Origin of the sequence: Streptomyces sp. HUAS 15-9 (genome assembly GCF_025642155.1) — a bacterium.
GTDB lineage: Bacteria > Actinomycetota > Actinomycetes > Streptomycetales > Streptomycetaceae > Streptomyces.
This window is the reverse complement of the sequence record NZ_CP106798.1, coordinates 6,271,778-6,294,414: the sequence shown is the minus strand read 5'-3', so window position 1 is coordinate 6,294,414 and position 22,637 is coordinate 6,271,778. Positions and strand designations below refer to the sequence as shown.

22 protein-coding genes and 1 pseudogene are annotated in these 22,637 nt (G+C 70.3%); 3 read left to right on the top strand and 20 right to left on the bottom strand.

Annotated features, from left to right (window positions below; translation table 11 throughout):
• Positions 1-15 precede the first annotated feature (15 nt).
• Positions 16-1,212 (top strand): annotated as a pseudogene (locus tag N8I87_RS29190) (LOG family protein).
• Positions 1,213-1,371: 159 nt separating this feature from the next.
• Complete coding sequence (locus N8I87_RS29185; protein WP_263213215.1) at positions 1,372-2,058, top strand: LAETG motif-containing sortase-dependent surface protein; 687 nt, start codon at positions 1,372-1,374, stop codon at positions 2,056-2,058.
• Between the two features lie 103 nt (positions 2,059-2,161).
• On the opposite strand, the gene N8I87_RS29180 is transcribed toward N8I87_RS29185, so the two are convergent.
• The 9 genes from N8I87_RS29180 to rpsB form a co-directional block, all read right to left on the bottom strand.
• A complete protein-coding gene (locus N8I87_RS29180; RefSeq protein WP_263213214.1) occupies positions 2,162-3,184 on the bottom strand; it encodes an ABC transporter ATP-binding protein in 1,023 nt (340 codons plus the stop codon).
• Positions 3,184-4,785: an ABC transporter permease gene (locus tag N8I87_RS29175; RefSeq protein ID WP_263216723.1), complete on the bottom strand. Its 1,602-nt coding sequence runs from the start codon at positions 4,783-4,785 to the stop codon at positions 3,184-3,186. The genes N8I87_RS29180 and N8I87_RS29175 overlap by 1 nt, the downstream gene beginning before the upstream one ends.
• Positions 4,786-4,829: 44 nt before the next feature.
• Positions 4,830-5,906, bottom strand: coding sequence for a thiamine ABC transporter substrate-binding protein (locus N8I87_RS29170; RefSeq protein ID WP_263213213.1), 1,077 nt, complete (start codon positions 5,904-5,906; stop codon positions 4,830-4,832).
• A gap of 202 nt (positions 5,907-6,108) precedes the next feature.
• Positions 6,109-7,215, bottom strand: coding sequence for a dual-specificity RNA methyltransferase RlmN (gene rlmN, locus N8I87_RS29165; RefSeq protein ID WP_263213212.1), 1,107 nt, complete (start codon positions 7,213-7,215; stop codon positions 6,109-6,111).
• 122 nt (positions 7,216-7,337) lie between these two features.
• Positions 7,338-8,489, bottom strand: a complete 1,152-nt coding sequence (locus tag N8I87_RS29160; RefSeq protein WP_263213211.1) for a phosphatidate cytidylyltransferase — start codon at positions 8,487-8,489, stop codon at positions 7,338-7,340.
• Complete coding sequence (gene frr / locus N8I87_RS29155; RefSeq protein WP_037781101.1) at positions 8,489-9,046, bottom strand: ribosome recycling factor; 558 nt, start codon at positions 9,044-9,046, stop codon at positions 8,489-8,491. The genes N8I87_RS29160 and frr overlap by 1 nt, the downstream gene beginning before the upstream one ends.
• A 143-nt stretch (positions 9,047-9,189) precedes the next feature.
• Positions 9,190-9,948 carry a UMP kinase gene (pyrH, locus tag N8I87_RS29150; protein ID WP_263213209.1) on the bottom strand — a complete coding sequence of 253 codons (759 nt, stop codon included), beginning with the start codon at positions 9,946-9,948 and terminating at the stop codon, positions 9,190-9,192.
• Positions 9,949-10,148: 200 nt separating this feature from the next.
• The gene (tsf, locus tag N8I87_RS29145) at positions 10,149-10,985 is read right to left on the bottom strand and encodes a translation elongation factor Ts (RefSeq protein ID WP_263213207.1); all 837 of its coding nucleotides are present in this window, start codon (positions 10,983-10,985) and stop codon (positions 10,149-10,151) included.
• Positions 10,986-11,166: 181 nt separating this feature from the next.
• Positions 11,167-12,078: a 30S ribosomal protein S2 gene (gene rpsB / locus N8I87_RS29140; RefSeq protein WP_263213206.1), complete on the bottom strand. Its 912-nt coding sequence runs from the start codon at positions 12,076-12,078 to the stop codon at positions 11,167-11,169.
• Positions 12,079-12,360: 282 nt separating this feature from the next.
• Between rpsB and N8I87_RS29135 the strand changes: the two genes are divergently transcribed.
• Entirely contained in the window at positions 12,361-12,930 is a 570-nt protein-coding gene (locus N8I87_RS29135) for a murein hydrolase activator EnvC family protein (RefSeq protein WP_411577392.1), read from the top strand.
• Positions 12,931-12,937: 7 nt separating this feature from the next.
• Here N8I87_RS29135 and N8I87_RS29130 read toward each other — a convergent pair whose 3' ends face one another.
• The 11 genes from N8I87_RS29130 to lepB (N8I87_RS29080) form a co-directional block, all read right to left on the bottom strand.
• Positions 12,938-13,495: a TetR/AcrR family transcriptional regulator gene (locus N8I87_RS29130; RefSeq protein ID WP_263216722.1), complete on the bottom strand. Its 558-nt coding sequence runs from the start codon at positions 13,493-13,495 to the stop codon at positions 12,938-12,940.
• Positions 13,496-13,588: 93 nt separating this feature from the next.
• The gene (whiG, locus tag N8I87_RS29125; protein WP_263213204.1) at positions 13,589-14,431 is read right to left on the bottom strand and encodes an RNA polymerase sigma factor WhiG; all 843 of its coding nucleotides are present in this window, start codon (positions 14,429-14,431) and stop codon (positions 13,589-13,591) included.
• Positions 14,432-14,723: 292 nt separating this feature from the next.
• Positions 14,724-15,896 (bottom strand): DNA-processing protein DprA, encoded by a 1,173-nt coding sequence (gene dprA / locus N8I87_RS29120; RefSeq protein ID WP_263216720.1) that lies wholly within the window; start codon positions 15,894-15,896, stop codon positions 14,724-14,726.
• 71 nt (positions 15,897-15,967) lie between these two features.
• Positions 15,968-17,590, bottom strand: coding sequence for a YifB family Mg chelatase-like AAA ATPase (locus N8I87_RS29115; protein ID WP_263213202.1), 1,623 nt, complete (start codon positions 17,588-17,590; stop codon positions 15,968-15,970).
• 1 nt (position 17,591) lies between these two features.
• Positions 17,592-17,954: a YraN family protein gene (locus N8I87_RS29110; protein WP_263213200.1), complete on the bottom strand. Its 363-nt coding sequence runs from the start codon at positions 17,952-17,954 to the stop codon at positions 17,592-17,594.
• Between the two features lie 88 nt (positions 17,955-18,042).
• Positions 18,043-18,351 carry a DUF2469 domain-containing protein gene (locus N8I87_RS29105; protein ID WP_008745401.1) on the bottom strand — a complete coding sequence of 103 codons (309 nt, stop codon included), beginning with the start codon at positions 18,349-18,351 and terminating at the stop codon, positions 18,043-18,045.
• Positions 18,352-18,407: 56 nt separating this feature from the next.
• Positions 18,408-18,974 (bottom strand): NUDIX hydrolase, encoded by a 567-nt coding sequence (locus N8I87_RS29100; protein ID WP_411577301.1) that lies wholly within the window; start codon positions 18,972-18,974, stop codon positions 18,408-18,410.
• On the bottom strand, positions 18,964-19,743 hold the full coding sequence (gene lepB / locus N8I87_RS29095; protein ID WP_263213198.1) for a signal peptidase I: 780 nt from the start codon (positions 19,741-19,743) through the stop codon (positions 18,964-18,966). The genes N8I87_RS29100 and lepB (N8I87_RS29095) overlap by 11 nt, the downstream gene beginning before the upstream one ends.
• 187 nt (positions 19,744-19,930) lie before the next feature.
• Positions 19,931-20,926 carry a signal peptidase I gene (gene lepB, locus N8I87_RS29090; protein WP_263213196.1) on the bottom strand — a complete coding sequence of 332 codons (996 nt, stop codon included), beginning with the start codon at positions 20,924-20,926 and terminating at the stop codon, positions 19,931-19,933.
• Entirely contained in the window at positions 20,814-21,905 is a 1,092-nt protein-coding gene (gene lepB, locus N8I87_RS29085; protein ID WP_263213194.1) for a signal peptidase I, read from the bottom strand. The genes lepB (N8I87_RS29090) and lepB (N8I87_RS29085) overlap by 113 nt, the downstream gene beginning before the upstream one ends.
• Entirely contained in the window at positions 21,898-22,593 is a 696-nt protein-coding gene (gene lepB, locus N8I87_RS29080; RefSeq protein ID WP_263213192.1) for a signal peptidase I, read from the bottom strand. The genes lepB (N8I87_RS29085) and lepB (N8I87_RS29080) overlap by 8 nt, the downstream gene beginning before the upstream one ends.
• Between the last annotated feature and the right edge of the window lie 44 nt (positions 22,594-22,637).

Genomic DNA, 22,637 nt, shown 5'->3' with positions numbered 1-22,637 from the left:
TGCCGGCATGGGCGGGTGCATCCGGCACCCGCCCAGCCCGACCGTGCCGCCCACGACCATGAGATCGAGTCGCCCGCCGAGTTCGACGAGGTCGTCGCCGGACACGGCTCGCTCGCCCGGTTCCGTGTCCAGGCCGTCGATCTGACCGGCCGTACGGACGCCCTGCTCTCCGTCGACTCCACCGGGGCCGTCTTCCTCGGCTGCCCGATGGACCCCGAGGCCGCCGCCCGGGTGCGGGTGGCGGGCGCGCTGGTGTTCCCGCCCGTACCGGACCTCCCCTTCGACCCGTACCGGGGGTTCGTCTACTCCCCCGACGAACTGTTCGACTCGCTCGACAACGGATACGAGGCGACTCCGGACGCGCGGGCCTACGGCTGGTTCCAGCGGACGAAGGCCGACGGGGACGTGTACGCCTCCATGCCGCGCGCCGTCCACGACGACGCCGTCTCCGACGCGCTCGACGAACTCCTCGTGGACACACGGGTGGTGGGGGATGGGGGCACCTCCCGCGCGAGCTGATTCGAGCGTGGGGGAGGGCGGACACGCCATGGCCCGCGGCACGGAGGCCTACGGCGGCGCCGCCCGCCTCGGCCGTGAGCTGGCGCGCACCGGTCTCACGGTGGCCACCGGCGGCGGACCGGGCGCCATGGAGGCGGCGAACCTCGGCGCGTACGCCGCCCCGTTCGACGACGACATGCTGACGGAGGCGCTGCAACTCCTCGCCAAGGCACCGTCGTTCCGGCCGTCCGTCACCGACTGGGCCCGCGCGGCCTTCGAGGTGCGCGACCGCCGGCCGGGCGGCGGGGGCTCCGTGGGCATCCCCACCTGGTTCTACGGCCATGAACCGCCCAACGCCTCGCCGCGCACTCCCCCAAGCTCTCAACTTCGTTCGAGCAGGGGGTACCCCCACCAAGTACTTCGCCAACTCCGTCCGCGAGGACGGCCTGCCGGCCCGCCACCGGGGGCGTGGTGTTCCTGCCGGGCGCCGCCGGGACCGTACAGGAGATATTCGACAACGCGACTCCCAACTACTACGAGTCGCGGGGCGAGCCCACGCCGATGGTGCTGGTGGACCGGGCGCACTGGACGGAGCGGCTGCCGGCCTGGCCGTTGCCGCAAGCGCTCGCCGGGGAACGGCGGATGGAGGCCGGAATCGCCCTGGTTGACCGGATCGAGGAGGCTCCGGAGGCGTTGAAACGTCTCGGCGGTTAACGAGCGGGCAAAGTCAACACCTGTAGGCGGCATATGCATTGACACTGCCGATGGAGCGCTTATAAACCTGTGAGTCACCTGGGGCGCTGGAGCCTCACCTCATCACTGCTTCATCTGCCCCTCAACCCCCCGCAGTTGTGCAATACGTAAAGGACAAACGTGTCCATAACCCGCCGCAGTGCACGTTCCGTGCGCATCCTGGGTGTCGCCTCCGCTTCCGCCGCGCTGGTGCTGGGCCTCGCCGGCAACGCGCTCGCGTGCGACATCAAGGAGTTCTCCGCCGAAGCCACCTGTGACGGCTCCAAGGGCGTCATCGTCGTCACCGACAAGGACGGCTCCGGTACCCCGGCCGTCGTCACCGTGTTCCTGGAGAACAACGGCGCCGACGCCAAGAAGGTCGGCAAGCCGGAGAACATCAAGGGCTCCAAGGAAGGCACCACGGTCACCTTCGCCGAGGACTGGAAGCCGAACGCGACGTACCGTATCCACGTCAAGGCCGGCAACCAGGTCGACGCGGACATCGCGCCGAACCTGACCACCCCGTCCACTGCCTGCAAGGCCGAGGACAGCCCGACCCCCACCCCGTCGGCCACCCCGTCGCCGTCGAAGTCCGCTCCGGCCGAGACCGACTCCCCGACCCCGTCGGCTTCTCAGAGCACCAGCACCGCCCCGGCACAGACCTCGAGCAACGCGCCGTCCCCGGCGGCCGGTGACTCGAACCTCGCCGAGACCGGTGCGAACTCCAACACCGGTCTGATCGCCGGCATCGCGGCCGCCCTGGTCGTCATCGGTGGCGGTGCCGTGTTCTTCGGCATGCGCCGCCGTGGGGCGAACAACGGTCGCTGACGCCTCACTTCACTCCCGTACACCGTCGTGGCCCGTCCCCGTATCCCCGGGGGACGGGCCTCGGCCGTTCAGCCGAACGTGGTCTTCTCCAGGGCGCAGATGATCAGCCGAGTACGACGATCTCGGCCGGGTCGAACTCCACCCCGACCGCCGCCCCGACCTCCGGCGCCGCCCGCAACGCGCATGCCGCCTCAAGGCGCGGGCCGTCGTCCTCGGGCCGGAGATGGACCGCGACATGGGTGCCCTTGAAGGTGCGGGCGGTCACCGTGCAGCGCAGTCCCTCGTCGGCCGCCACGAGCCGCACCCCGGCGGGCCGTACGAGCAGCGAGCACGCACCCTGCGGCGCGTCCTGCGGCACCGGGAGCTTGCCCCACGGCGTGACCGCGGCCGCCCCCGCGACCGTCGCCGGCACCAGGTTGTCGAAGCCGAGGAAGCGGGCCACGAACTCGTCCGCCGGGCGCTGCCAGACCTCGAGGGGCGTTCCGGACTGGGCGATGCGCCCGTCCCGCATCACCACCACCCGGTCGGCGAGCGCGAACGCCTCGCCCTGGTCGTGCGTCACGGCCAGCACGGTGGTGCCCAACCGGCCGAAGAGCTCCCGGAGTTCGACGACCAGCCGCTCCCGCAGCGAGCGGTCCAGCTGACCGAGCGGCTCGTCCAGCATCAGCAGCCGGGGCCGGGGCGCGAGGGCCCGCGCCAGCGCCACCCGCTGCTGCTCACCGCCGGACAGCCCGGCGACGGCCCGGCGGGCGGCGCCCGGAAGGCCCACGAGCTCCAGCAACTCCCCTACCTGGGCGTCCCGTTCCCCCTTGGCCGCCCCGCGCATCCGCAGCCCGAACGCCACATTGCCACCCACGTCCCGCTGCGGGAACAGCTGATGGTCCTGGAACATCAGCCCCACCCCGCGCTTGTGCGCGGGGACCCCGCCCTGGTCGCGCCCGTCCAGCGACACCCGTCCGAGGTCCAGCGGCTGGAGCCCGGCCACCGCCCGCAGCAGCGTCGACTTGCCGCTGCCGCTGGGCCCGAGCACACACACGATCTCGTGCTCGGCGACCTCGAGGTCGACGGCGTCGAGCACGGCCCGCCCGCCGAAGCGCACGGTCGCGGCCTCAAGGCTCAGCAGCATCAGAACTCCCCCGTCCGCTCGGTCCGCAGCCGCTCGAGGACCAGCAGCGCCACCGCGCACACCACCATCAGAATCGTCGACAGGGCCATCGCCTGCCCGTAGTTGAGATCGCCAGGCCGTCCGAGCAGCCGTGCCACCGCGACGGGCAGTGTCGGGTTGTCGGGCCGCGCGATGAACACGGTCGCGCCGAACTCCCCGAGCGACACGGCGAAGGCGAACCCGGCCGCGATCAGCAGCGCCCGCCGCACCATCGGCAGATCGACCTCCCGCCACACCCGCCAGGGCGACGCCCCGAGCACGGCCGCCGCCTCACGAAGCCGCCCGTCCACCGCCCGCAGCACGGGCAGCATGGTCCGTACGACGAAGGGCACACCGACCAGCGCCTGGGCGAGCGGTACGAGGATCCAGGACTGGCGCAGATCCAGCGGCGGTTTGTCGAGGGCTATGAGGAATCCGAAGCCGACGGTCACCGCGGACACGCCCAGCGGCAGCATCAGCAGCGCGTCGAATCCGCGGACGATCCGGCCGGCGTCCCGGCGGGCGAGCGCGGCGGCGGCGAGAGCGCCGATGAACACCGCGACGGCGGTGGCGGCGACGGCGTACTGGAGCGAGTTCTGGATCGCGCTGATCGGCGCCACCAGGAACGTACCGCCGTCCTCGCGGGTCAGCGCCCGGTAGTAGCCGAAGCCGGGGGTGTCGAGGGACCGCTGCACCAGCACGGCGAGCGGCAGCACGAGGAGTACGGCGACGGTGGCGAGCACACCGGCCAGCAGCGCCCACTGCCCCGCCCCGCGCGGCCGGCGCGCCGTCACCGACGCGTCCACCAGCCGCAGCGCGGTCTCCCGGCGTCGTACGGTCCACGCGTGCACGGCGAGGATCGCGCCCACGGCGACGAACTGGACGATGGTGAGGACCGCGGCCGTGGAGAGGTCGAAGATCTCGGAGGTCTGCCGGTAGATCTCGACCTCGAGGGTGGAGAAGGTGGGACCGCCGAGGATCTGCACCACACCGAAGGAGGTGAAGGTGAACAGGAACACCATCAGGGCGGCGGCGGCCACGGCGGGGGCGAGCGCCGGGAGGGTCACCTTGCGCCAGGCCGTCAGGGGCGAGGTGCCCAGCATCCGCGCGGCCTCCTCCTGGCGCGGGTCGAGCTGCGCCCACAGGCCGCCCACCGTGCGGACGACGACCGCGTAGTTGAAGAAGACGTGCGCCAGCAGGATCGCCCACACGGTCGTGTCCAGCCGTACGCCCCACAGGTCGTCGAGCAGTCCGCCCCGGCCGACCAGCGCGAGGAACGCCGTGCCGACGACGACGGTGGGCAGCACGAACGGGACGGTGACGACGGCCCGCAGGACCTGCTTGCCCGGAAAGTCGAGGCGCGCGAAGACATATGCGGCGGGCAGCGCGACCAGCAGGGTGAGCGCAGTGGAGGCGAGCGCCTGCCAGGTGGTGAACCACAGCACGTGCCGGATGTCGGACTGCGCGAGTACGTCCGTGATCCGCCCGAACCGCCAGACCCCGTCGGCCTTCAGACCGCGGGCGACGATCGCGGCGACGGGGTAGGCGAAGAACAGCGCGAAGAACGCGACCGGCCCGGCCATCAGCCCGAGCCGTGCCGCGTTGCCCGTACCGCCCTTGCGGTGGGCTACTTCAGTACGAGCGAGGTCCACGACTTGACCCACTGGTCACGGTTGGCGGCGATCTTGTCGGGGGCCATGGTCTCGGGGTCCTTGGCGGCAGAGCCGTACTTCGTGAAGTCGGCGGGCGTCTTCGCGCCCTGGACCACCGGGTAGACGAACATGTTGAGCGGCATGTCCTCCTGGAACTCCTTGGCGACCAGGAAGTCGATGAGCGCCTTGCCGCCCTCGGTGTTCTTCGCGTTGCTCAGCAGCCCGGCGAACTCGATCTGCCGGAAGCAGGTGCCGTACGACACTCCGGTCGGGGCCGTGTCGGGCTTCGGCTTCGCATAGATGACCTCGGCGGGCGGGGAGGAGGCGTACGACACGACGAGCGGCCGGTCGCCGTGCGCCTTCCTGCCTCCGGCCGACCCGGAGAACTCCTCGTTGTACGCCTGCTCCCAGCCGTCGACGACCTTGACGCCGTTGGCCTTCAGCTTCTTCCAGTAGTCCTGCCAGCCCCCGTCGCCGTACTTGGCGGCGCTGCCGAGCAGGAAGCCGAGGCCTGGCGAGGACGTGGACGCGTTCTCGGTGACGAGGAGGTTCTTGTACTCGGGCTTGACCAGGTCGTCGAAGGACTGCGGCGGGGTCAGCTTGTGCTTGCTGAAGTACGTTTTGTCGTAGTTGACGCAGATGTCGCCGTAGTCGATGGGTGTGACCCGGTGCTTGCCCTGGTCGAGTTGGTACTCGGCACCGACCGTGCCGAGCCCCTTGGCCTCGTACGGCTGGAACAGCCCGTTGTCGAGGGCGCGGGAGAGCAGGGTGTTGTCGACGCCGAAGAAGACGTCACCCTGTGGGTTGTCCTTGGTCAGGATCGCCTTGTTGACGGCCTGGCCGGCGTCGCCGTCCTCGAGGAACTTGACCTTGTACCCGGACTGCTTCTCGAAGTCCTTGAGCACGTTCTTCGAGATGGCCCACGAGTTGTGGCTGACGAGGGTGACGGTCTTGGAGTCCGCCGCCGGCTCCTTGTCGCCGGACGACCCGCACGCGGACAGCGTGACGAGGCCGAGCCCGACGGCGACGGCGACAAAGGTCTTGTTGTGCACTGGATTCCTCCTGGGGTGGACCAGGAAGAGACGCGGCCCTGCCCGGATTGTCCGGGCAGGGCGCAACAGCTTGAGTAGTGACCGAACTTCCTACCCAGAATGACCTGGGCGAGGTTCAGAGGGTCTGCGGCCCGATCGCCGCACTCTCAGCGCTGTGGCGCTCCCCTGTCGGAATATGAAGATGTGGTAAGACGCGACCAGATTACCGCTCGGTGGCCGCGAGCTGACCACACGCCCCGTCAATCTCCTGGCCACGGGTGTCCCGGATGGTGACCGGCACCCCATGGGCGGCGATGGCCTCGACGAACGCCTTCTCGTCCTCGGGCCGCGACGCGGTCCACTTGGACCCCGGCGTCGGGTTCAGCGGGATGAGGTTGACGTGCACGGGCTTGCCCTTGAGCAGCCGGCCGAGCCGGTCGCCGCGCCAGGCCTGGTCGTTGATGTCCCGGATCAGCGCGTACTCGATGGACAGCCGGCGCCCGGACCTGGCGACGTACTCGAACCCGGCGTCCAGCACCTCGCGCACCTTCCACCGCGTGTTCACGGGGACGAGGGTGTCTCGCAGCTCGTCGTCGGGAGCATGCAGGGAGATCGCCAGCCGGCACTTGAAGCCCTCGTCGGCGAAGCGGTGGATGGCCGGCACGAGCCCGACCGTCGACACGGTGATTCCGCGCTGCGACAGCCCGAGCCCGTCCGGCTCGGGATCGGTGAGCGCACGGATCGCCGCCACGACCCGCTTGTAGTTGGCGAGCGGTTCGCCCATGCCCATGAACACGATGTTGGACAGCCGGGCCGGGCCGCCGGGCACCTCGCCGTCCCTGAGCGCCCGCATCCCGTCCACGATCTGGTGCACGATCTCGGCGGTGGACAGATTCCGGTCGAGACCCGCCTGCCCGGTCGCGCAGAAGGGGCAGTTCATACCGCACCCCGCCTGCGAGCTGATGCACATCGTCACCCGGTCCGGGTACCGCATCAGCACCGACTCGACGAGCGTCCCGTCGAACAGCCGCCACAGTGTCTTGCGCGTGGTCCCCTGGTCGGTCGACAGATGCCGCACGACGGTCATCAGCTCGGGAAGCAGCGCCTCCTGCAGCTTGGCACGCGAGCCGGCCGGAATGTCCGTCCACTCCGCCGGGTCATGCGCGTACCGCGCGAAGTAGTGCTGAGACAGCTGCTTGGCACGAAACGGCTTCTCCCCGACCGCGGCAACGGCGTCCTTGCGCTCGGCGGGCGAAAGATCGGCGAGATGCCGCGGCGGCTGCTTGGCTCCGCGGGGGGCGACGAATGTGAGTTCTCCGGGCTTAGGCATGGCTGTACCAGTGTCGCAGATCCACATGGGTGACCCGCGTGCTCAGCCGATCACCGCGTACGCCGACGAGCCTCCGTCCTCATCGGTGAGGGCAGGGGCTCGCTCGGGATGGTGGGTCGTGGTTATGCCGAGCCGACGAACAGGACCAGCAGGAGCCATACCACCGGTGCCGTCGGCAGTAGTGAGTCCAGGCGGTCCATGATGCCGCCGTGGCCGGGGAGCAAGGTGCCCATGTCCTTGATGCCCAGGTCCCGCTTGATCATGGATTCGCCCAGGTCGCCGAGCGTGGCGCTGGCCGCGACCGCGAGGCCCAGCAGGAGGCCCTGCCACCAGCTGCCGCCGTCGATCAGGAACTGCATGCACAGCGCGCCGGCCACCATCGCGAAGCCGACCGCACCGAGCAGGCCCTCGCGGGTCTTGCCGGGGCTGATGCGCGGGGCGAGCTTCGTCCTGCCGAAGCGCCAGCCGACGGCGTACGCGCCGGTGTCGCTGACGACCGTCAGCAGGAGGAAGGTCAGGACGCGGAACGGGCCGTCGTCGGCCGTGAGCATCAGCGAGACGAACGTGGCCAGGAACGGCACGTAGAACGCCGCGAAGACACCGGCCGTGACGTCCTTGAGGTACCCCTCGGGCGGCTCCGTCATACGCCAGACCAGCACCGCGAGCGACGTCAGCGCCATCGCCACCCAGGCGCCCTCGACGCCCCGGACGTACCCGGCGACGACCATCGCCGCGCCACCGACCGCGAGCGGCACCAGGGGCGCCTTGATGCCCTTGCGCTCTTGGAGGCGGCTGGTCAGCTCCCACAGGCCCACCACGACGGCGACCGCTACGACGCCGACGAAGACGGCCTTGACGATGAACAGAGAGGCGACGATCACCACACCGAGTCCGACGCCGACGCCTATGGCAGCACTCAGATCGCGGCCCGCACTCTTCTTCTGCGGTGCGGGCGCCGGCTGCGGGGCGTCGGGCATGGGCTCCGGATTCTGCGGCGCCACCGGGTGTGGCTGCGCCGTCGGGGTCTCGTCTCGGAACAAGGGGCCGCTCAGCCGGGCGGCCCCCCGGTCCTCATCCTGGTCTCCGCCGTACGCGGGTACGTCGTCGGGCACGATGGGCATGGGGCGAGTGTGCTGCGCGTCATGCGCATCGTACGTGGGACCCGCCGGGGCGGCTCCCGGGGCATGGCCTTGGGCGTAGCCGTGGACATGCCCCTGGTCGGTGGGCCCCCAGTACCCGGTCTGTGGCGGCGCCCCCCAGGAAGAGTCGTTCATCAGACCTCGAGCAGCTCCGCTTCCTTGTGCTTGAGGAGCTCGTCCACCTGGGCCACGTACTTGTGCGTGGTGTCGTCGAGTTCCTTCTCGGCGCGGCGACCCTCGTCCTCGCCGGTCTCGCCGTCCTTGATCAGCTTGTCGATCGCGTCCTTGGCCTTGCGACGGACGGAGCGGATGGACACGCGCGCGTCCTCGGCCTTGCCCTTGGCGACCTTGATGTAGTCGCGGCGGCGCTCCTCGGTGAGCTCGGGGAACACCACGCGGATGATGTTGCCGTCGTTGCTCGGGTTGACGCCCAGGTCGGAGTCGCGGATCGCCTGCTCGATGTTGCGCAGGGCGCTCTTGTCGAACGGGGTCACGACCGCCATGCGCGGCTCCGGCACGGAGAACGAAGCCAGCTGGTTGATCGGCGTCGGCGCGCCGTAGTAGTCGGCCACGATCTTGTTGAACATCGCCGGGTGCGCACGGCCGGTGCGGATCGCGGCGAAGTCCTCCTTGGCGACCACGACGGCCTTCTCCATCTTCTCCTCGGCTTCGAGGAGGGTCTCTTCGATCACCACTTGCTCCTGCGTGTCTTGAGTAGGCCCGGCTGCGTTCCTTGGCGGTGGCGGCGGCCGGCTGCGTCGCGTCTTCTTCCTGCACGGTTCCCGACCGGCAGGACATTGTCCATCCCCCGGTCAGGGACCGGGTGCATCTACGGTCAGTCCCGGGTGCCCTGGTCACCCACCAGCGTGCCGATCTTCTCACCCTTGACGGCCCGCGCGATATTGCCCTCCCCGAGGAGCTCGAACACGAGGATCGGCAGCTTGTTGTCGCGGCACAGCGTGATGGCGGTGGCGTCGGCGACCTTGAGGTCGCGCGTGATGACCTCGCCGTAGCCGAGGGAGTCGAACTTGACGGCGTCCGGGTTGGTCTTGGGGTCGGAGTCGTAGACCCCGTCCACGCCGTTCTTGCCCATCAGCAGCGCCTCGGCGTCGATCTCCAGCGCGCGCTGGGCGGCGGTGGTGTCGGTGGAGAAGTACGGCATGCCCATACCGGCGCCGAAGATGACCACACGGCCCTTCTCCAGGTGGCGCACGGCGCGCAGCGGGATGTACGGCTCGGCGACCTGGCCCATGGTGATGGCGGTCTGCACCCGGCTGTCGATGCCCTCCTTCTCCAGGAAGTCCTGGAGGGCGAGGCAGTTCATCACGGTGCCGAGCATGCCCATGTAGTCCGAGCGGGCCCGGTCCATGCCGCGCTGCTGGAGTTCGGCGCCGCGGAAGAAGTTGCCGCCGCCGATGACGACGGCGATCTCCGCGCCGTCCCGCACGACGGCCGCGATCTCGCGGGCGATCTTGTGTACCACGTCGGGGTCCACGCCCAGGCCCCCGCCGCCGGAGAATGCCTCACCGGACAGCTTCAGCAGAAACCGGCCGTGTACTTTGCCGTCGTCGCTCTTCTGGGCCTTGGTGGTCATGGAGATCCCGCCTCTTTCACGTCTTGCACATACGAAGAAGGCCATTGCCGATGGGGTCGTTTTTCGCTCCCATGCGCGGCAATGGCCTCCTCGTCAGATCTGCTGTCGTCCGTCACGCGCGTGTGCGGGGCGGCATACGCGAACGGAACGGCCGACTGCTGTCGACCCTATCGGGGTCGGGCGTCGATCGCGGTACGGACTCAGATGCCGACCTTGATGCGCGTGAAGCGCTTCAGGGTGACACCGGCCTCGTCCAGCACCTTCTGGACCGACTTCTTGTTGTCGAGCGCGTACGGCTGGCCGAGCAGCGTGGCGTCCTTGAAGAAGCCGTTGACACGACCCTCGACGATCTTGGCGATCGCGGCCTCGGGCTTGCCCTCGGCGCGGGTGGTCTCCTCGGCGATGCGGCGCTCGGACTCGACGACCTCGGCCGGGACGTCTTCCTTGGAGAGGTACTTCGGCGCGAAGGCGGCGATGTGCTGGGCGACGCCCTTGGCGACCTCGGCGTTGGGCTTGTCGAGCTCGACGAGGACACCGATCTGCGGGGGCAGGTCGGGCATCGTGCGGTGCATGTAGGCGGTGACGAAGCCGTCGGAGAACTGCGCGAAGCGGTCCAGGACGATCTTCTCGCCGAGGTTGGCGTTGGCCTCGTCCACGAACGCCTGGACGGTCTTGCCGGGCTCGATCTCGGAGGCGAGCAGGGCCTCGAGGTCGGCCGGGGAGGTCTTGGCGACGTGCGCGGCGATGGTGTTGGCCACGGCCTGGAACTTGTCGCCCTTGGCGACGAAGTCCGTCTCGCACTTCAGCTCGACGAGAACGCCGGAGGAGTTGTCGTCGGCGATGATGGAGACCACGGCGCCGTTCTCGGCGGAGCGGCCCTCGCGCTTGGCGACGCCCTTCTGGCCCTTGATGCGCAGCGCCTCGACGGCCTTCTCGACGTTGCCCTCGGCCTCGTCCAGCGCCTTCTTGCAGTCCATCATGCCGGCGCCAGTGAGCTCACGAAGCTTCTTGACGTCGGCGGCGGTGTAGTTCGCCATGAGTCTGTGAATCTTTCTCGAAGTCTGGAGGATCGAAGATCAGGGGATCTGCAGTTCCCATGTAGCCGGGGCTGCTGACGCGCCGCTGATCCGCGGGTGAACGGCGGGGGCGGACTTCACCGCGCCGGAGGCGCGGTTGGGTGCAGTGCCGCCCCCGCCGTCAACACTGACGCTGGCGGGGTCAGGCCTGCTCGTCCTCGGCGGCCGGGGCCTCGGCGGCGGGTGCCTCGGCGGCAGGAGCCTCGGCGGCGGGGGCCTCAGCGGCCGGAGCCTCAGCGGCGGGGGCCGCGGCAGCCTCGGCAACCGGAGCCTCGTCCTTCTTCTCGCCCTCGAGCAGGTCGCGCTCCCACTCGGCGAGCGGCTCGCCGGCGGCCTTCTCGCCCTTGTCGCCGGTGGCGACGCCGGAGCGGGCGATGAGGCCCTCGGCGACGGCGTCGGCGATCACACGGGTGAGCAGGGTGACGGAGCGGATCGCGTCGTCGTTGCCCGGGATCTTGTAGTCGACCTCGTCGGGGTCGCAGTTGGTGTCGAGGATGGCGACGACCGGGATGTTGAGCTTCCGGGCCTCACCGACCGCGATGTGCTCCTTCTTGGTGTCCACGATCCAGACGGCGCTGGGCACCTTCTGCATCTCGCGGATACCACCGAGGGTCTTCTCCAGCTTGGCCTTCTCGCGCGAGAGCACGAGAAGCTCCTTCTTGGTCAGACCGGAGGCGGCGACGTCCTCGAAGTCGATCTGCTCGAGCTCCTTGAGGCGCTGCAGACGCTTGTAGACGGTCGAGAAGTTGGTGAGCATGCCGCCCAGCCAGCGCTGGTTGACGTAGGGCATGCCGACGCGGGTGGCCTGCTCGGCGATGGCCTCCTGCGCCTGCTTCTTCGTACCGACGAACATGACCGTGCCGCCGTGGGCGACGGTCTCCTTGACGAACTCGTAGGCGCGGTCGATGTACGACAGCGACTGGAGCAGGTCGATGATGTAGATGCCGTTGCGCTCGGTGAAGATGAAGCGCTTCATCTTCGGGTTCCAGCGACGGGTCTGGTGACCGAAGTGGACGCCGCTCTCCAGCAGCTCCCGCATCGTGACGACGGCCATGGCCGTTCTCCTTGAGTTTCTCGGTTGTGCCGCGGGTACCGGCCGGCACCCGCGCCTGACGCCCGAGTGCGCCTTGCCGCGAGGGACCGAGAGGCGCTGACACCTGTTTGTGATCTTCAGGTGTCGGGGCGTGCGAAGTCGACCCGGTGGCCCGGATCGCCAAAAGAAGTGTACGGGACCCGCGAGGCACCGGGTGACGCCGCTGTCCACAACCGGTGAGTTGTCCACAGATCCCGGCCATGATCGACGAGGCTGCGGGACCGTTCTGACATGCGACGAGTGATGCGACGAGCGAAGTCTTGCGGGTGGACGTGGGCGGGGTTGCTCCTGGGACCGGCGGCGGTGCTGCTCGCCCCGTTCGCCCGGGCGGACGTACCGCCGCCGGCTCCGCCACCGCCGGTACCCGCGATCGGCCGCGCCTGGCCGGTGGGGACCCGCCCTTCGGTGGTACGGGGCTGGGAGCCCCCGGCGACACCGTACGGTCCCGGCCATCGCGGAGTGGACCTGGCGGCGGCACCCGGGACACCGGTCCGCTCGGTGGCGGCGGGCCGGGTGTCCTTCGCGGGCCGGGTTGCGGGGAGAGGGGTGGTCGCCGTGGAGCTGGCGGGAACGGACCTGCGGACGACCTACGAGCCCGTACGCCCGTCGGTGAGGAAGGGCGACGAGGTGGCGGCCGGGGAGGTGGTGGGGACCCTGGAGCCGACGGGATCGCACTGCAAAAGCGCGTGCCTGCACTGGGGCCTCATCCGGGGCGAGACCTATCTGGACCCGCTGTCCCTGCTGCCGCCGTGGCTGCTGAACCGGGGGCCGTCGAGACTGCTCCCGGTGCTGGGCGTGCCGCTGCCCAGCTGAGCGGGGCTCAGCCCCGCACACCCCGCAGCGCCATCGCCACAGCCGCGTCCGTGATGTCGGCAGGGTCCTCGGCCGCACCCAGCTCGATACGGCGCACCGCCGCGTCCACGACCCCCTGGAGCAGCATCGCCGCCAGCCGGGGCTGCGCGTGTCCCATGTCCCCCAGCGCCTCGACGATCATCGCGACGAGCCCGCCGTGCGCGGCCCTGATCCTCTCGCGTGCCCCCGCGTCCAGCTCACTGGCCGAGATCGCCACGACGGCCCGGTGCCGGCGGTCCCCCACCAGCGCCAGCTGCCGGCGCACATACGCCTCGACCTTGGCCTCGGCCGACTCCGCCCGCTCCATCGCCGCCGAGACCTCGGCCGCCCACACCGGGAAGTCGACCTCGCACAGCTCCTGGACCACGGCGGCCCGTGACCGGAAGTACTCGTACACGGACGACCGCGCGAGACCCGTCCGCTCGGCGAGGGCCGGGAAGGTCAGTGCCTCCGTCCCGCCCTCGGACAGCAGGGACCGTGCCGCGTCCAACAGGGCGGCTCGCTGCATCGACCGGTGCTCGGCCACGGAGGCCGCTCGAATCCTTGGCACGTCAACCACTTTACGGATGTATCACCCCGGACGGGAGGCGCTCCGCCCTCACACGGCGTTTCCGCCCCTTCACCGACCGAAGCTCGCCAGCTTCGCCCGCAGCTGGAGCACCGACTTGGTGTGGATCTGACTCACCCGGCTCTCGGTGACCCCCAGCACGTTCCCGATCTCGGCGAGGGTGAGGCCCTCGTAGTAGTAGAGGGTGACGACGGTCTTCTCCCGCTCCGGCAGCGTGTTGATCGCCCGCGCCAGGAACCGCCGCAGCTCCCGGTCCTCGGCCACCTCCACCGGATCGTCCGCGGCGGTGTCCTCCAGCGTGTCCATCAGGCTCAGCCGGTCCCCGCCCTCACCGCCGACATGCAGCAGCTCCTCCAGGGCCACCACGTTGGCCAGCGACAACTGACTGAACACCGCGTGGAGTTCGTCGACCTCGATGCCCAGCTCCGACGCCACCTCGTACTCCGAGGGGGTGCGTCTGAGCCGCGCCTCCAGCGTGGCGTACGCCCGCTCCACGTTCCGCGCCTTCTGCCGCACCGACCGGGGGATCCAGTCCAGCGCCCGCAGCTCGTCGATCATGGCGCCACGGATCCGGGTGATCGCGTACGTCTCGAACTTGATCTCCCGCTCGATGTCGAACTTCTCGATCGCGTCGATCAGCCCGAACACCCCCGAGGACACGAAGTCGGCCTGCTCCACGTTCGGCGGCAGCCCGACGCTCACCCGTCCCGCCACATACTTCACCAGCGGCGAGTAGTGCAGGATCAGCTGCTCCCGCAGCCGATCGTCCCCCGTCGCCTTGTAGGACCGCCACAGCTCGTCGAGCGTCGACGGAGCGGGCGGCCGCACGCTGCCACCGTCGCGGGCGGCTGGGGGGATCGCCGCCCGGTCGGACCCGGAGGTGTGCTGGGGCATTCGTCGCCTTGTGCCGTTCTGCAGTGAAGTGCCGGGATAAGGGTGAAGGAGAGTGCCTGCGTGAGCTGTCGGTCTGGTGTCGAGTTGGCGCGGTCCGCGTCGGGGTCTTCGTGAGCGTAGCGTGACTGGGGAGTCGCGGTGTGCGAACAACGAGGCACCACCCCTGCGCGAACCCCCTCCGAGGCGCGCCCCACCGAGCTCCGCACGTCGCTCTGCGTGACGGAGCGGAAGTGTCAACTGGGCGAAATCCCAAGGGCGTCGGGGATTCCCCCGGACGGCCGAACCCATTCGGTCAGCACCGACCGTGACCGTCACGGACCGAGATCAGCGCCTGGCGTGTCAACTTCCAGCCATCGTCGTGTCGTTCGACATAGCCAAGTGATCGGAGTTCGTACAGCCTCGCGATCGCCTCGTCCTCCGTCGTCTGCGCGCCGCGCGCGATCTCCCCGGGCCGTGCGGCGCGGCTCCCGGGCACGGCGGCCAGGACCTGCCGCGCGGCCGGTTCCAGCAGGTCGCGCGGCAGCACCGGGCCGCGCCGGACCGGGGCCAGCTCACCCATGTCGCCGACCAGCTCGACGACTTCCGCGGCATCGGTGACCAAGGCCGCCTCCCCGCGCAGCAGCTCGTGCACGCCCGCGGAGAGTCCGCTGGTGACGGGTCCGGGCACACCCATGGTGAACCGCCCCAGGCGCTGCGCCGCCCGCGCCGTGACCAGCGAACCGCTGCGGTAGGCGGCCTCCACGACCACCGTGCCCCTGGTGAGCGCCGCGATCACTCTGTTCCGCAGGACGAACCGGCTCGGCGTCGGATGATCACCGGGCGGCAACTCCCCGACCACCAGCCCCTGTTCCGCGATCCTCGCGATCAGCTCGGTGTGCCCGCGCGGATAGGGCCGGTCGACCCCGCAGGCCAGTACGGCGACGGTGGCGCCGCTCGCGCCGAGGGCACCCCGGTGAGCGGCGCCGTCGACCCCGTAGGCGCCGCCGGACACCACCACCCACCCGCGCTCGGCGAGCCCCGCGGCCAGCGTGGACGCCATGTGGGCGCCGTATTCGGTACAGGCCCTGGCCCCGACGACGGCGACCGAGCGGAGCGCCCATATCCGCAGGCTGGGACTGCCGCGCACCCACAGTCCCATGGGCCGGGCGTCCCCCAGGTCGTCGAGCTGGGCGGGCCACTCGCCGCCCCCGGGGTACACGAACCGCACGCCGGCCTCCCGCGCGGTGTCCAGATCCCGTCGTGGCTCGGCCTGCGCGGCCCGCGCCACCAGCCCCGCCCAGCGCGTCCCGCTCACCCCCGGCAGCGGCTCCCCACCGACCCGCAACCGCCGGACGACCTCCCGCACCCCGTACTCCCGCAGCCAGCGGCCACCGACCTCGTCGCCGGGTTCGATGACACGGGTGAGCAGGACGCGGCAGAGCAGATCGCACGAGTGCGGATCGCGGGGGCGATCGCGGGACCGCAGGTCACGGGACTGCGGATCGCAGGGCGGCGGATCACAGGGCCGCGGATCGCCGCCGGGACCCTCGCCCGCGGTCACGTCAGTGCCCCGATGGCCATGGGCACGCCCCGTGGGACTCCGGTGCGCAGTTGCAGGGCGAGGGCGACGTCCGTGGCGTCGGGCCGGTCGTGGCCGGCGAGGTCCGCGACCGTCCAGGCGACCCGCAGGACGCGATCCAGCCCGCGGGCGGTCAATACGCCTCGCTCCAGGTTCCGCTCCGCCTCGTCCATGGCGCCGGTCGCCGCGTGCCAGGTGCCGCGCAGTTCCCGGCCCGGCACCTCGCTGTTGGTCCGCCACGGGGTTCCGACGAGGCGTGCCGCCGCTCGTTCCCGGGCTTCCCGGACCCGGTCGGAGACCGTCGCGGTGGACTCGCCCCGGGCGCCGGGCTCGGTGAGCTGTGCCCGGGTCACGGGGTCGACCTCGACGCGGAGGTCGACCCGGTCGAGCAGAGGGCCGGACAGCCGCGCCTGATAGCGGCGGATCGCCGACGGCGGGCATTCGCACAGGGTGTCCCGCCGGGAGAAGCGGCCGCAGGGGCACGGGTTGGCCGCGAGCACCATGAGAAACCTCGCCGGGAACCGCACCACGCCCGCGCTGCGCGCGATCACGACGTGCCCCGACTCCAGGGGCTGGCGCAGGGCGTCGAGGGTCTGGCCGTGGAACTCCGGGGCCTCGTCGAGGAAGAGCACTCCCCGGTGGGCCAGTGACACGGCTCCGGGCCGTGCGATGCCCTGGCCGCCGCCGACCAGCGACTGCATGGTGGCCGAGTGGTGCGGGGCGCAGTAGGGGGCGACGCCGATGAGCGGCTTGCCAGGCGGCAGGAGTCCGGCCACCGAGTGGACGGCGGTGACCTCCAGGGACTCCTCGCGGGTGAGCCGGGGCAGGACGGCGGGCAGCCGCTCCGCGAGCATCGTCTTGCCGGCACCGGGCGGCCCCTCCAGGAAGAGGTGATGGCCGCCCGCGGCGGACACCTCCACCGCCGTGCGCGCCGAGCGCTGGCCCACCACGTCGGCCAGGTCGTGGTCCTGCTCGTGGCGGCCGGTGCCCAGGTGCATGCCGGTGGCGGCTCCGGTGCCGGGCACGCGCAGTCCGGCCAGGAGCGGATCGGGGCGGCCCTGCTCGTCCGGCTCCTCCTCGGGCACCGGCTCGTCCGTCAGCACGGCGATCAGCTGCCGCAGGCTGCGGATGCCCAGCACCGACACCCCGGGCACTAGTGAGGCCTCCGCGGCGGCGCACTCCGGCACCACCACCTGCTCGTATCCGGCGTCGGCCGCGGCCAGCACCGCCGGCAGGACACCCCGGACCGGGCGCACCCGGCCGTCCAGCCCCAGCTCTCCGATCATCACGATGTCGGCGAGCACTCGCGGGTCGATCCGCTCGGCGGCGCCGAGCACCGCGCAGGCGATGGCGAGGTCGAACCCGCTGCCCGCCTTGGGCACCGACGCCGGGCTCAGGCCGACCGTGAGCTTCTTCGACGGCCAGGAGGCGCCGGAGTTGACCACGGCCGCCCTCACCCGGTCCTTACTCTCCGTCAGGCTCTTGTCCGGCAGCCCCACCAGGGTGAACGCCGCCACCCCGGGTTCCAGGTCTGCCTGGACCTCGACCACCACGCCCTCGACGCCCACCAGCGCCACCGAGCACGTACGGGCGAATCCCATGTCAGGCCACCCCCCGCGCATGTTCGACGACCGGGGCGCCGCGGTCGGGCAGGAGGATGCCGACGAGGTCGATCCGGACGCCTCCCGGTGGGGCCCCGCCGTGGGCGTGGATCCACCGTTCGGCCAGGCCGCGCAGTCGGCCTGCCTTCTCGGGCGTGACCGCCGCCATCGGATGCTCGAAGCCACCGCTCCTGCGGGTCTTCACCTCGCAGACGACCAGCACGTCGCCGTCCCTGGCAACGATGTCGATCTCGCCCGTCCTGCCTCCGCGCCAGTTGCGCTCCAGGACCGTCATCCCGGCCTCGGCCAGCCGCCGTGCGGCCAGTTCCTCGCCGTACCTGCCGAGTGCACCGCGTGCGTTCATGTCGGCACCACCTCCGGCGCCAACGTTCACGCATCCGTCCCCAAGAAGTGGATCTTGGTGGACGGCTCAGCCGTTGTGGACAACTCCGTCACCCGCCCGGAAGCTCCAGATCGGTCTTGTTCAGCTCCTCGATGTTCACGTCCTTGAATGTGAGGACACGCACCTGCTTCACGAAGCGGGCGGGCCGGTACATGTCCCAGACCCAGGCGTCGGCCATCGACACCTCGAAGAACACCTCGCCCTGTACCGAGTGCACCTGCATCTCGTAGTCGTTGGTGAGGTAGAAGCGCCGCTCGGTCTCGATCACGTATTTGAACAGACCGACGACATCGCGGTACTCCCGGTAGAGCTTGAGCTCCATCTCGGTCTCGTACTTCTCGAGGTCCTCGGCGCTCATGGCATGTTCCCCTTCACCCGTGCGATCCCACCATTGTGCGCCAGTCCCGCGGGCCCCTAGACGATTTCCGGGTCAAGGGTCACGGGCCCGGCCGGGGGACCTTCGTCGAGCAGCCTCCGCAGCAGCTCGGCAAGTCTGGTCGGATACACCGTCTCATGCGCCCGGGTCAGTTCCTGGCACGTCCACCATCGAGCTCCTGCGACGCTGCGCCGCTCCAGCTCGGTCAGACCGGCCGCCGCGGTCACCGTCTGGGCCGTACGAGCCAAGTAGTACCACTCGTCCTGGTCCCAGTGGCGGCCCGCGAACGGGAACGAACACACGCGCCGCCACAGCACGGGGCCGAGTTCGACCTCGGTGATACCCGTCTCCTCGGTGAGTTCCCGCAGCGCGGCCTGTTCACGGGTCTCGTCGCCCTCCAGGCCGCCGCCCGGAGTGAACCACCAGTCGTCGGCCGGATCGTCCGGCTCGTGCCCGTGCAGCAGCAGGATACGGTCCTCGGCGTCGAGCAGGACGACCCTGGCGACCTTGCGCAGACCGCCCTGGTACGAGTCCTCGTACGCGTTTGCGGGGCCCCCGTCGTCCCTGGCGGCCGTCTCGCCCGCGTCCGTGGCCTCAGCTGGCACTGGTGGGCTCCGGCCGCTTACCGGCGCGGGAGCGGGCCATCCGCTTGGCGATCGGGCCGTACGCGCCGCCGCCCAGGACGAGGACCGCACCGCCGACGACGCAAGAGAAGATGATGCGCAGCGGGCCGGGCTGGGACAGGGCGCCGAGGTCCTCGAAGCCGGTGGGGCGCTTGAGCATGCCGTTCATCGGCCAGATGACGGCGTCCACGCGGGCGCTCACGGCGTTGCGCGAGACGGTGCCGCTGGCCGCGTCCGTGAGGTGGGCGGTGGAGTCCAGGGAGCCCCGGCGCTCGTCGCCGAGGAGGAAGAGCCGGCCCTCGGGGACCTTCACGGTCGGGATGTTCTTGACCTCGGCCAGACTGCCCTTGGGCAGATACGGCTCCTCGATCTGCTTGCCGTTGACGGTGAGCTTTCCGTCGGTGCAGCAGGAGACCGTGTCACCGCCGACGGCGACCACGCGCTTGACCACGTTCGCGTTGGTGACCCAGGACTTGTCGCGGAAGACGACGACGTCACCGCGGCGCACCTCGTTGCCGTCGATGCGCTGGGCCAGGACGCGGTCGCCCATGGTGATCGTCGGCTCCATCGAGCTGGTGGGCACGGTGTACGGCCGGTAGACCACCGCTGCCCACACGAATCCGCCGAGGAACAGCACCAGGCCCAGCGCGACGGCCAGCCCCGACAACCGCTGTCCCAGCCGGCTGCCGACCTGCGCCGTGCCTCTGCCGCCGCTGCGCGGGGCCGTACGTGTAGTGCTCTCGCCACCCATGGACCCGCACCCTACCCGGCGGTACGGGACCGGGGGAGCCCCTCTTTCGCGACCCCGGTCACAAGCTCTCCAAAGCTTTCACCGCTTCCGGAGGGCTTCACCGCCTTCTGAGGTGTCACGAGCGTCATGCGTGGGCCCCCGACCCGTCACGGGACCGGGGGGCCGCATGGAGGCCGCCGCTCGCGGCCTACGCCTTGGTGCCGGCCGATGCCGACCGGGCGGCGGTGCGCCTGCGCCGCCACACCGCCACCGGCAGCACGCCCACGAGCGCGAGGGCCTGCGGCGCGACCGGGAGGGACGAGGCGGCGGAGGACTGCTGGTCGAGGGGCTGGTCGAAGGTGTCCGGGACCGGCAGCGTGCCCCAGCGGTTGATCGGCCAGGCCTTGACGATGGCACGGCCGACGACCTTGTCGACCGGGACCATGCCGTGGTTCTTGTCGTCCTGGTTGTAGCGGGAGTCACGGGAGTTCTGGCGGTGGTCGCCCATCACCCAGATGTAGCCCTCGGGGACCTTCACCTTGAACTGGCCGCCCTGGTCGTCGACGCTGCACGGCGTGTTGCCGGGGTAGACGTAGGGCTCGTTCAGCGCCTTGCCGTTGACCTTCAGCGGGCCCGAGCCCTTGCACTCGATCGTGTCACCGCCGACGCCGATGACCCGCTTGATCAGGTCCTTCTCCTCGGCGGAGGGCATCAGGCCGATCCAGCTGAGGACCTTCTGCACGGCGTTGGGGGTGGGCGTGGGCTCGCCCTTCAGCCACTCGGCCGGGTCGTGGAAGACGACGACCTCGCCGCGCTCGGGCTCGGAGCCGAACCACGGGGTGAGCTTGTCCACCAGGACGCGGTCACCCTGCTGGAGGGTGTTCTGCATCGAGTCGGACGGGATCGAGAACGCCTGCACCAGGAACGTCTTGATCAGCAGCGCCAGCACCAGCGCGATGCCGACCAGGATCGGCAGCTCCTTCCAGAAGGAGCGGGGCTTTTGGGGCCCGGCGGCCGAGCCGCCCGGCCCGTCGTCCCCGCTCCCCGGCTGCTGCCCGCCCGAGGACGGGCCGCCACCGGCCGGTCCGGGCTCATTCCCTGAGGTCATGTCTCCGTCCAGGCCGGGGACACTGTCTTCCGCGGGGCGCCCGGGGTGCTCCTCGCCGTCGTGTCCCGACCGTGCGCCAACCGCTACATCCCCCACGCCAACTCCTTACTCTGTGCCGCCGCCTGCCCCGTGCACGACGCAGGCCCACCACTCCCATAACGAGCGGGAGTTCCGCAGGGGTCGGGAGTTGGATGAATCCGTTCGGTTCGTCGGAGGCAACCCTATGCGACAGTTCGGGAGCGGCGGTCGACCCCGACACGGAGTTCGACACGCTTGCGAAGGTTTTAGGTTCCTGCAGCCTGGTCCAGTGGTCGACGGGCCAGCCGATCACCATGGCCCGGCCCACCACGGAGTCCACGGAGACCGTGCCGCCGTAGTCGGTGTTCTGGTGCGCGCGGGAGTCGGCGGAGTTGCCCCGGTGGTCGCCCATCACCCACAGCCGTCCCTGGGGGACGGTGATGTCGAACGGGGTGGTGGAGGGGGCGTTGCCGGGAAACAGATAGTCACCCTCGGTGAGGGGCACGCCGTTGACGGTCACGCGTCCCTGTGCGTCACAGCACTTGACGTGGTCTCCGCCGACACCGATGACCCGCTTGATGAGGTCCTTCTCGTTGTCGGAGGGCAACAGACCGATGAAGGTGAGCCCTTCCTTGAACTGCTTGACGACCACCGGGTCGTTCTTCTTCGTGGTCTGCTCGTCCGCCAGCCAGCCGCCCGGGTCGTGGAACACGACGACGTCCCCGCGCTGCGGCTTGGAGCCGAACCACGGGGTGAACTTGTCGACCAGGACACGGTCGCCGATCCGGATCGTCTGCTCCATGGAGCCCGACGGGATGACGAAGGCCTGGACGAGGAACGTCTTCAGTACGAGGGCTATCAGGACGGCCACACCGACCAGCAGCGGTATCTCACGGGCCGCGCTGCGCCTGCGCTTGCGCTTGACCTTACGCTGGAGTTTGCGCCGCTCCGCGCGGGAACGGCCGCCGGCCGGGCTCGCGGCGCGCCGGCTCCCGGTGGGCAGCAGGTTGTCCGCGGCGCTGCTCGGCATACCGCGCGGTTTTCCGCGGTTACCCATGCGCGCCCTCCGCCGCGGGCACGCGCGCGTAGGCGGCGGGGCGGTTCAGGTGCCTGACGTGGCCCGTCGGCCAGACGATCCAGTCGGCGCGGCCGATGACGTCCCCGACCGGGATCATGCCGCCGCCCGGAGAGCCCAGGTGGTCACGGGAGTCACTGGAGTCGCTGCGGTGGTCGCCCAGGACGAACAGTGTGCCGTCGGGCACGACGACGTCGAAGGGGACGGCGGAGGCGCTGTCCCCCGGATGGAGGAACGCCGTCTCGTCGACCGGCCGGCCGTTCACTTCGATCCTCCCCTTCTGGTCGCAGCAGACCACGTGGTCTCCCCCCACACCTACAACGCGCTTGATGTAGTCGGCGTCCCCGAAATACCCGGTGCCGTCGAACACGACGATGTCGCCGCGCCGCGGCTCGGCACCGAAACGGTACGCCAACTTATTTACGAGAACGCGGTCCCCGATCCTCAATCCCTGTTCCATGGATCCGCTGGGAATCTGGAAGGGTTGCACCACGAAAGTGTTGAGAAGCAGCAAAAACAGCAGGCAGACGAAGAGGGTGAGGGTGATCCACCCGCCCGGCAGCCACTCGGTGATCCGCGACACCAACGCGAAACGCGACCGTTCCTCCGCGGCCCCCGTGTCGGGGCGGGAGGAGCGGTCGCGCTCCGTCGGCTGTGCTTCGGTGTCCATCGGAGCCAGATGTTATCCGGCTCCGCTGTGACGTCCCAGAAGCG

Excerpts from the sequence above, each read along its gene's own strand:
- N8I87_RS29180 (WP_263213214.1), bottom strand. The coding sequence starts at position 3,184 with ATGCTGCTGAGCCTTGAGGCCGCGACCGTGCGCTTCGGCGGGCGGGCC.
- N8I87_RS29175 (WP_263216723.1), bottom strand. The coding sequence starts at position 4,785 with ATGGCCGGGCCGGTCGCGTTCTTCGCGCTGTTCTTCGCCTACCCCGTC.
- rlmN (WP_263213212.1), bottom strand. The coding sequence starts at position 7,215 with ATGCCTAAGCCCGGAGAACTCACATTCGTCGCCCCCCGCGGAGCCAAG.
- N8I87_RS29160 (WP_263213211.1), bottom strand. The coding sequence starts at position 8,489 with ATGAACGACTCTTCCTGGGGGGCGCCGCCACAGACCGGGTACTGGGGG.
- pyrH (WP_263213209.1), bottom strand. The coding sequence starts at position 9,948 with ATGACCACCAAGGCCCAGAAGAGCGACGACGGCAAAGTACACGGCCGG.
- tsf (WP_263213207.1), bottom strand. The coding sequence starts at position 10,985 with ATGGCGAACTACACCGCCGCCGACGTCAAGAAGCTTCGTGAGCTCACT.
- rpsB (WP_263213206.1), bottom strand. The coding sequence starts at position 12,078 with ATGGCCGTCGTCACGATGCGGGAGCTGCTGGAGAGCGGCGTCCACTTC.
- N8I87_RS29135 (WP_411577392.1), top strand. The coding sequence starts at position 12,361 with ATGCGACGAGCGAAGTCTTGCGGGTGGACGTGGGCGGGGTTGCTCCTG.
- whiG (WP_263213204.1), bottom strand. The coding sequence starts at position 14,431 with ATGCCCCAGCACACCTCCGGGTCCGACCGGGCGGCGATCCCCCCAGCC.
- N8I87_RS29115 (WP_263213202.1), bottom strand. The coding sequence starts at position 17,590 with ATGGGATTCGCCCGTACGTGCTCGGTGGCGCTGGTGGGCGTCGAGGGC.
- N8I87_RS29110 (WP_263213200.1), bottom strand. The coding sequence starts at position 17,954 with ATGAACGCACGCGGTGCACTCGGCAGGTACGGCGAGGAACTGGCCGCA.
- N8I87_RS29105 (WP_008745401.1), bottom strand. The coding sequence starts at position 18,351 with ATGAGCGCCGAGGACCTCGAGAAGTACGAGACCGAGATGGAGCTCAAG.
- lepB (WP_263213198.1), bottom strand. The coding sequence starts at position 19,743 with ATGGGTGGCGAGAGCACTACACGTACGGCCCCGCGCAGCGGCGGCAGA.
- lepB (WP_263213194.1), bottom strand. The coding sequence starts at position 21,905 with ATGGGTAACCGCGGAAAACCGCGCGGTATGCCGAGCAGCGCCGCGGAC.
- lepB (WP_263213192.1), bottom strand. The coding sequence starts at position 22,593 with ATGGACACCGAAGCACAGCCGACGGAGCGCGACCGCTCCTCCCGCCCC.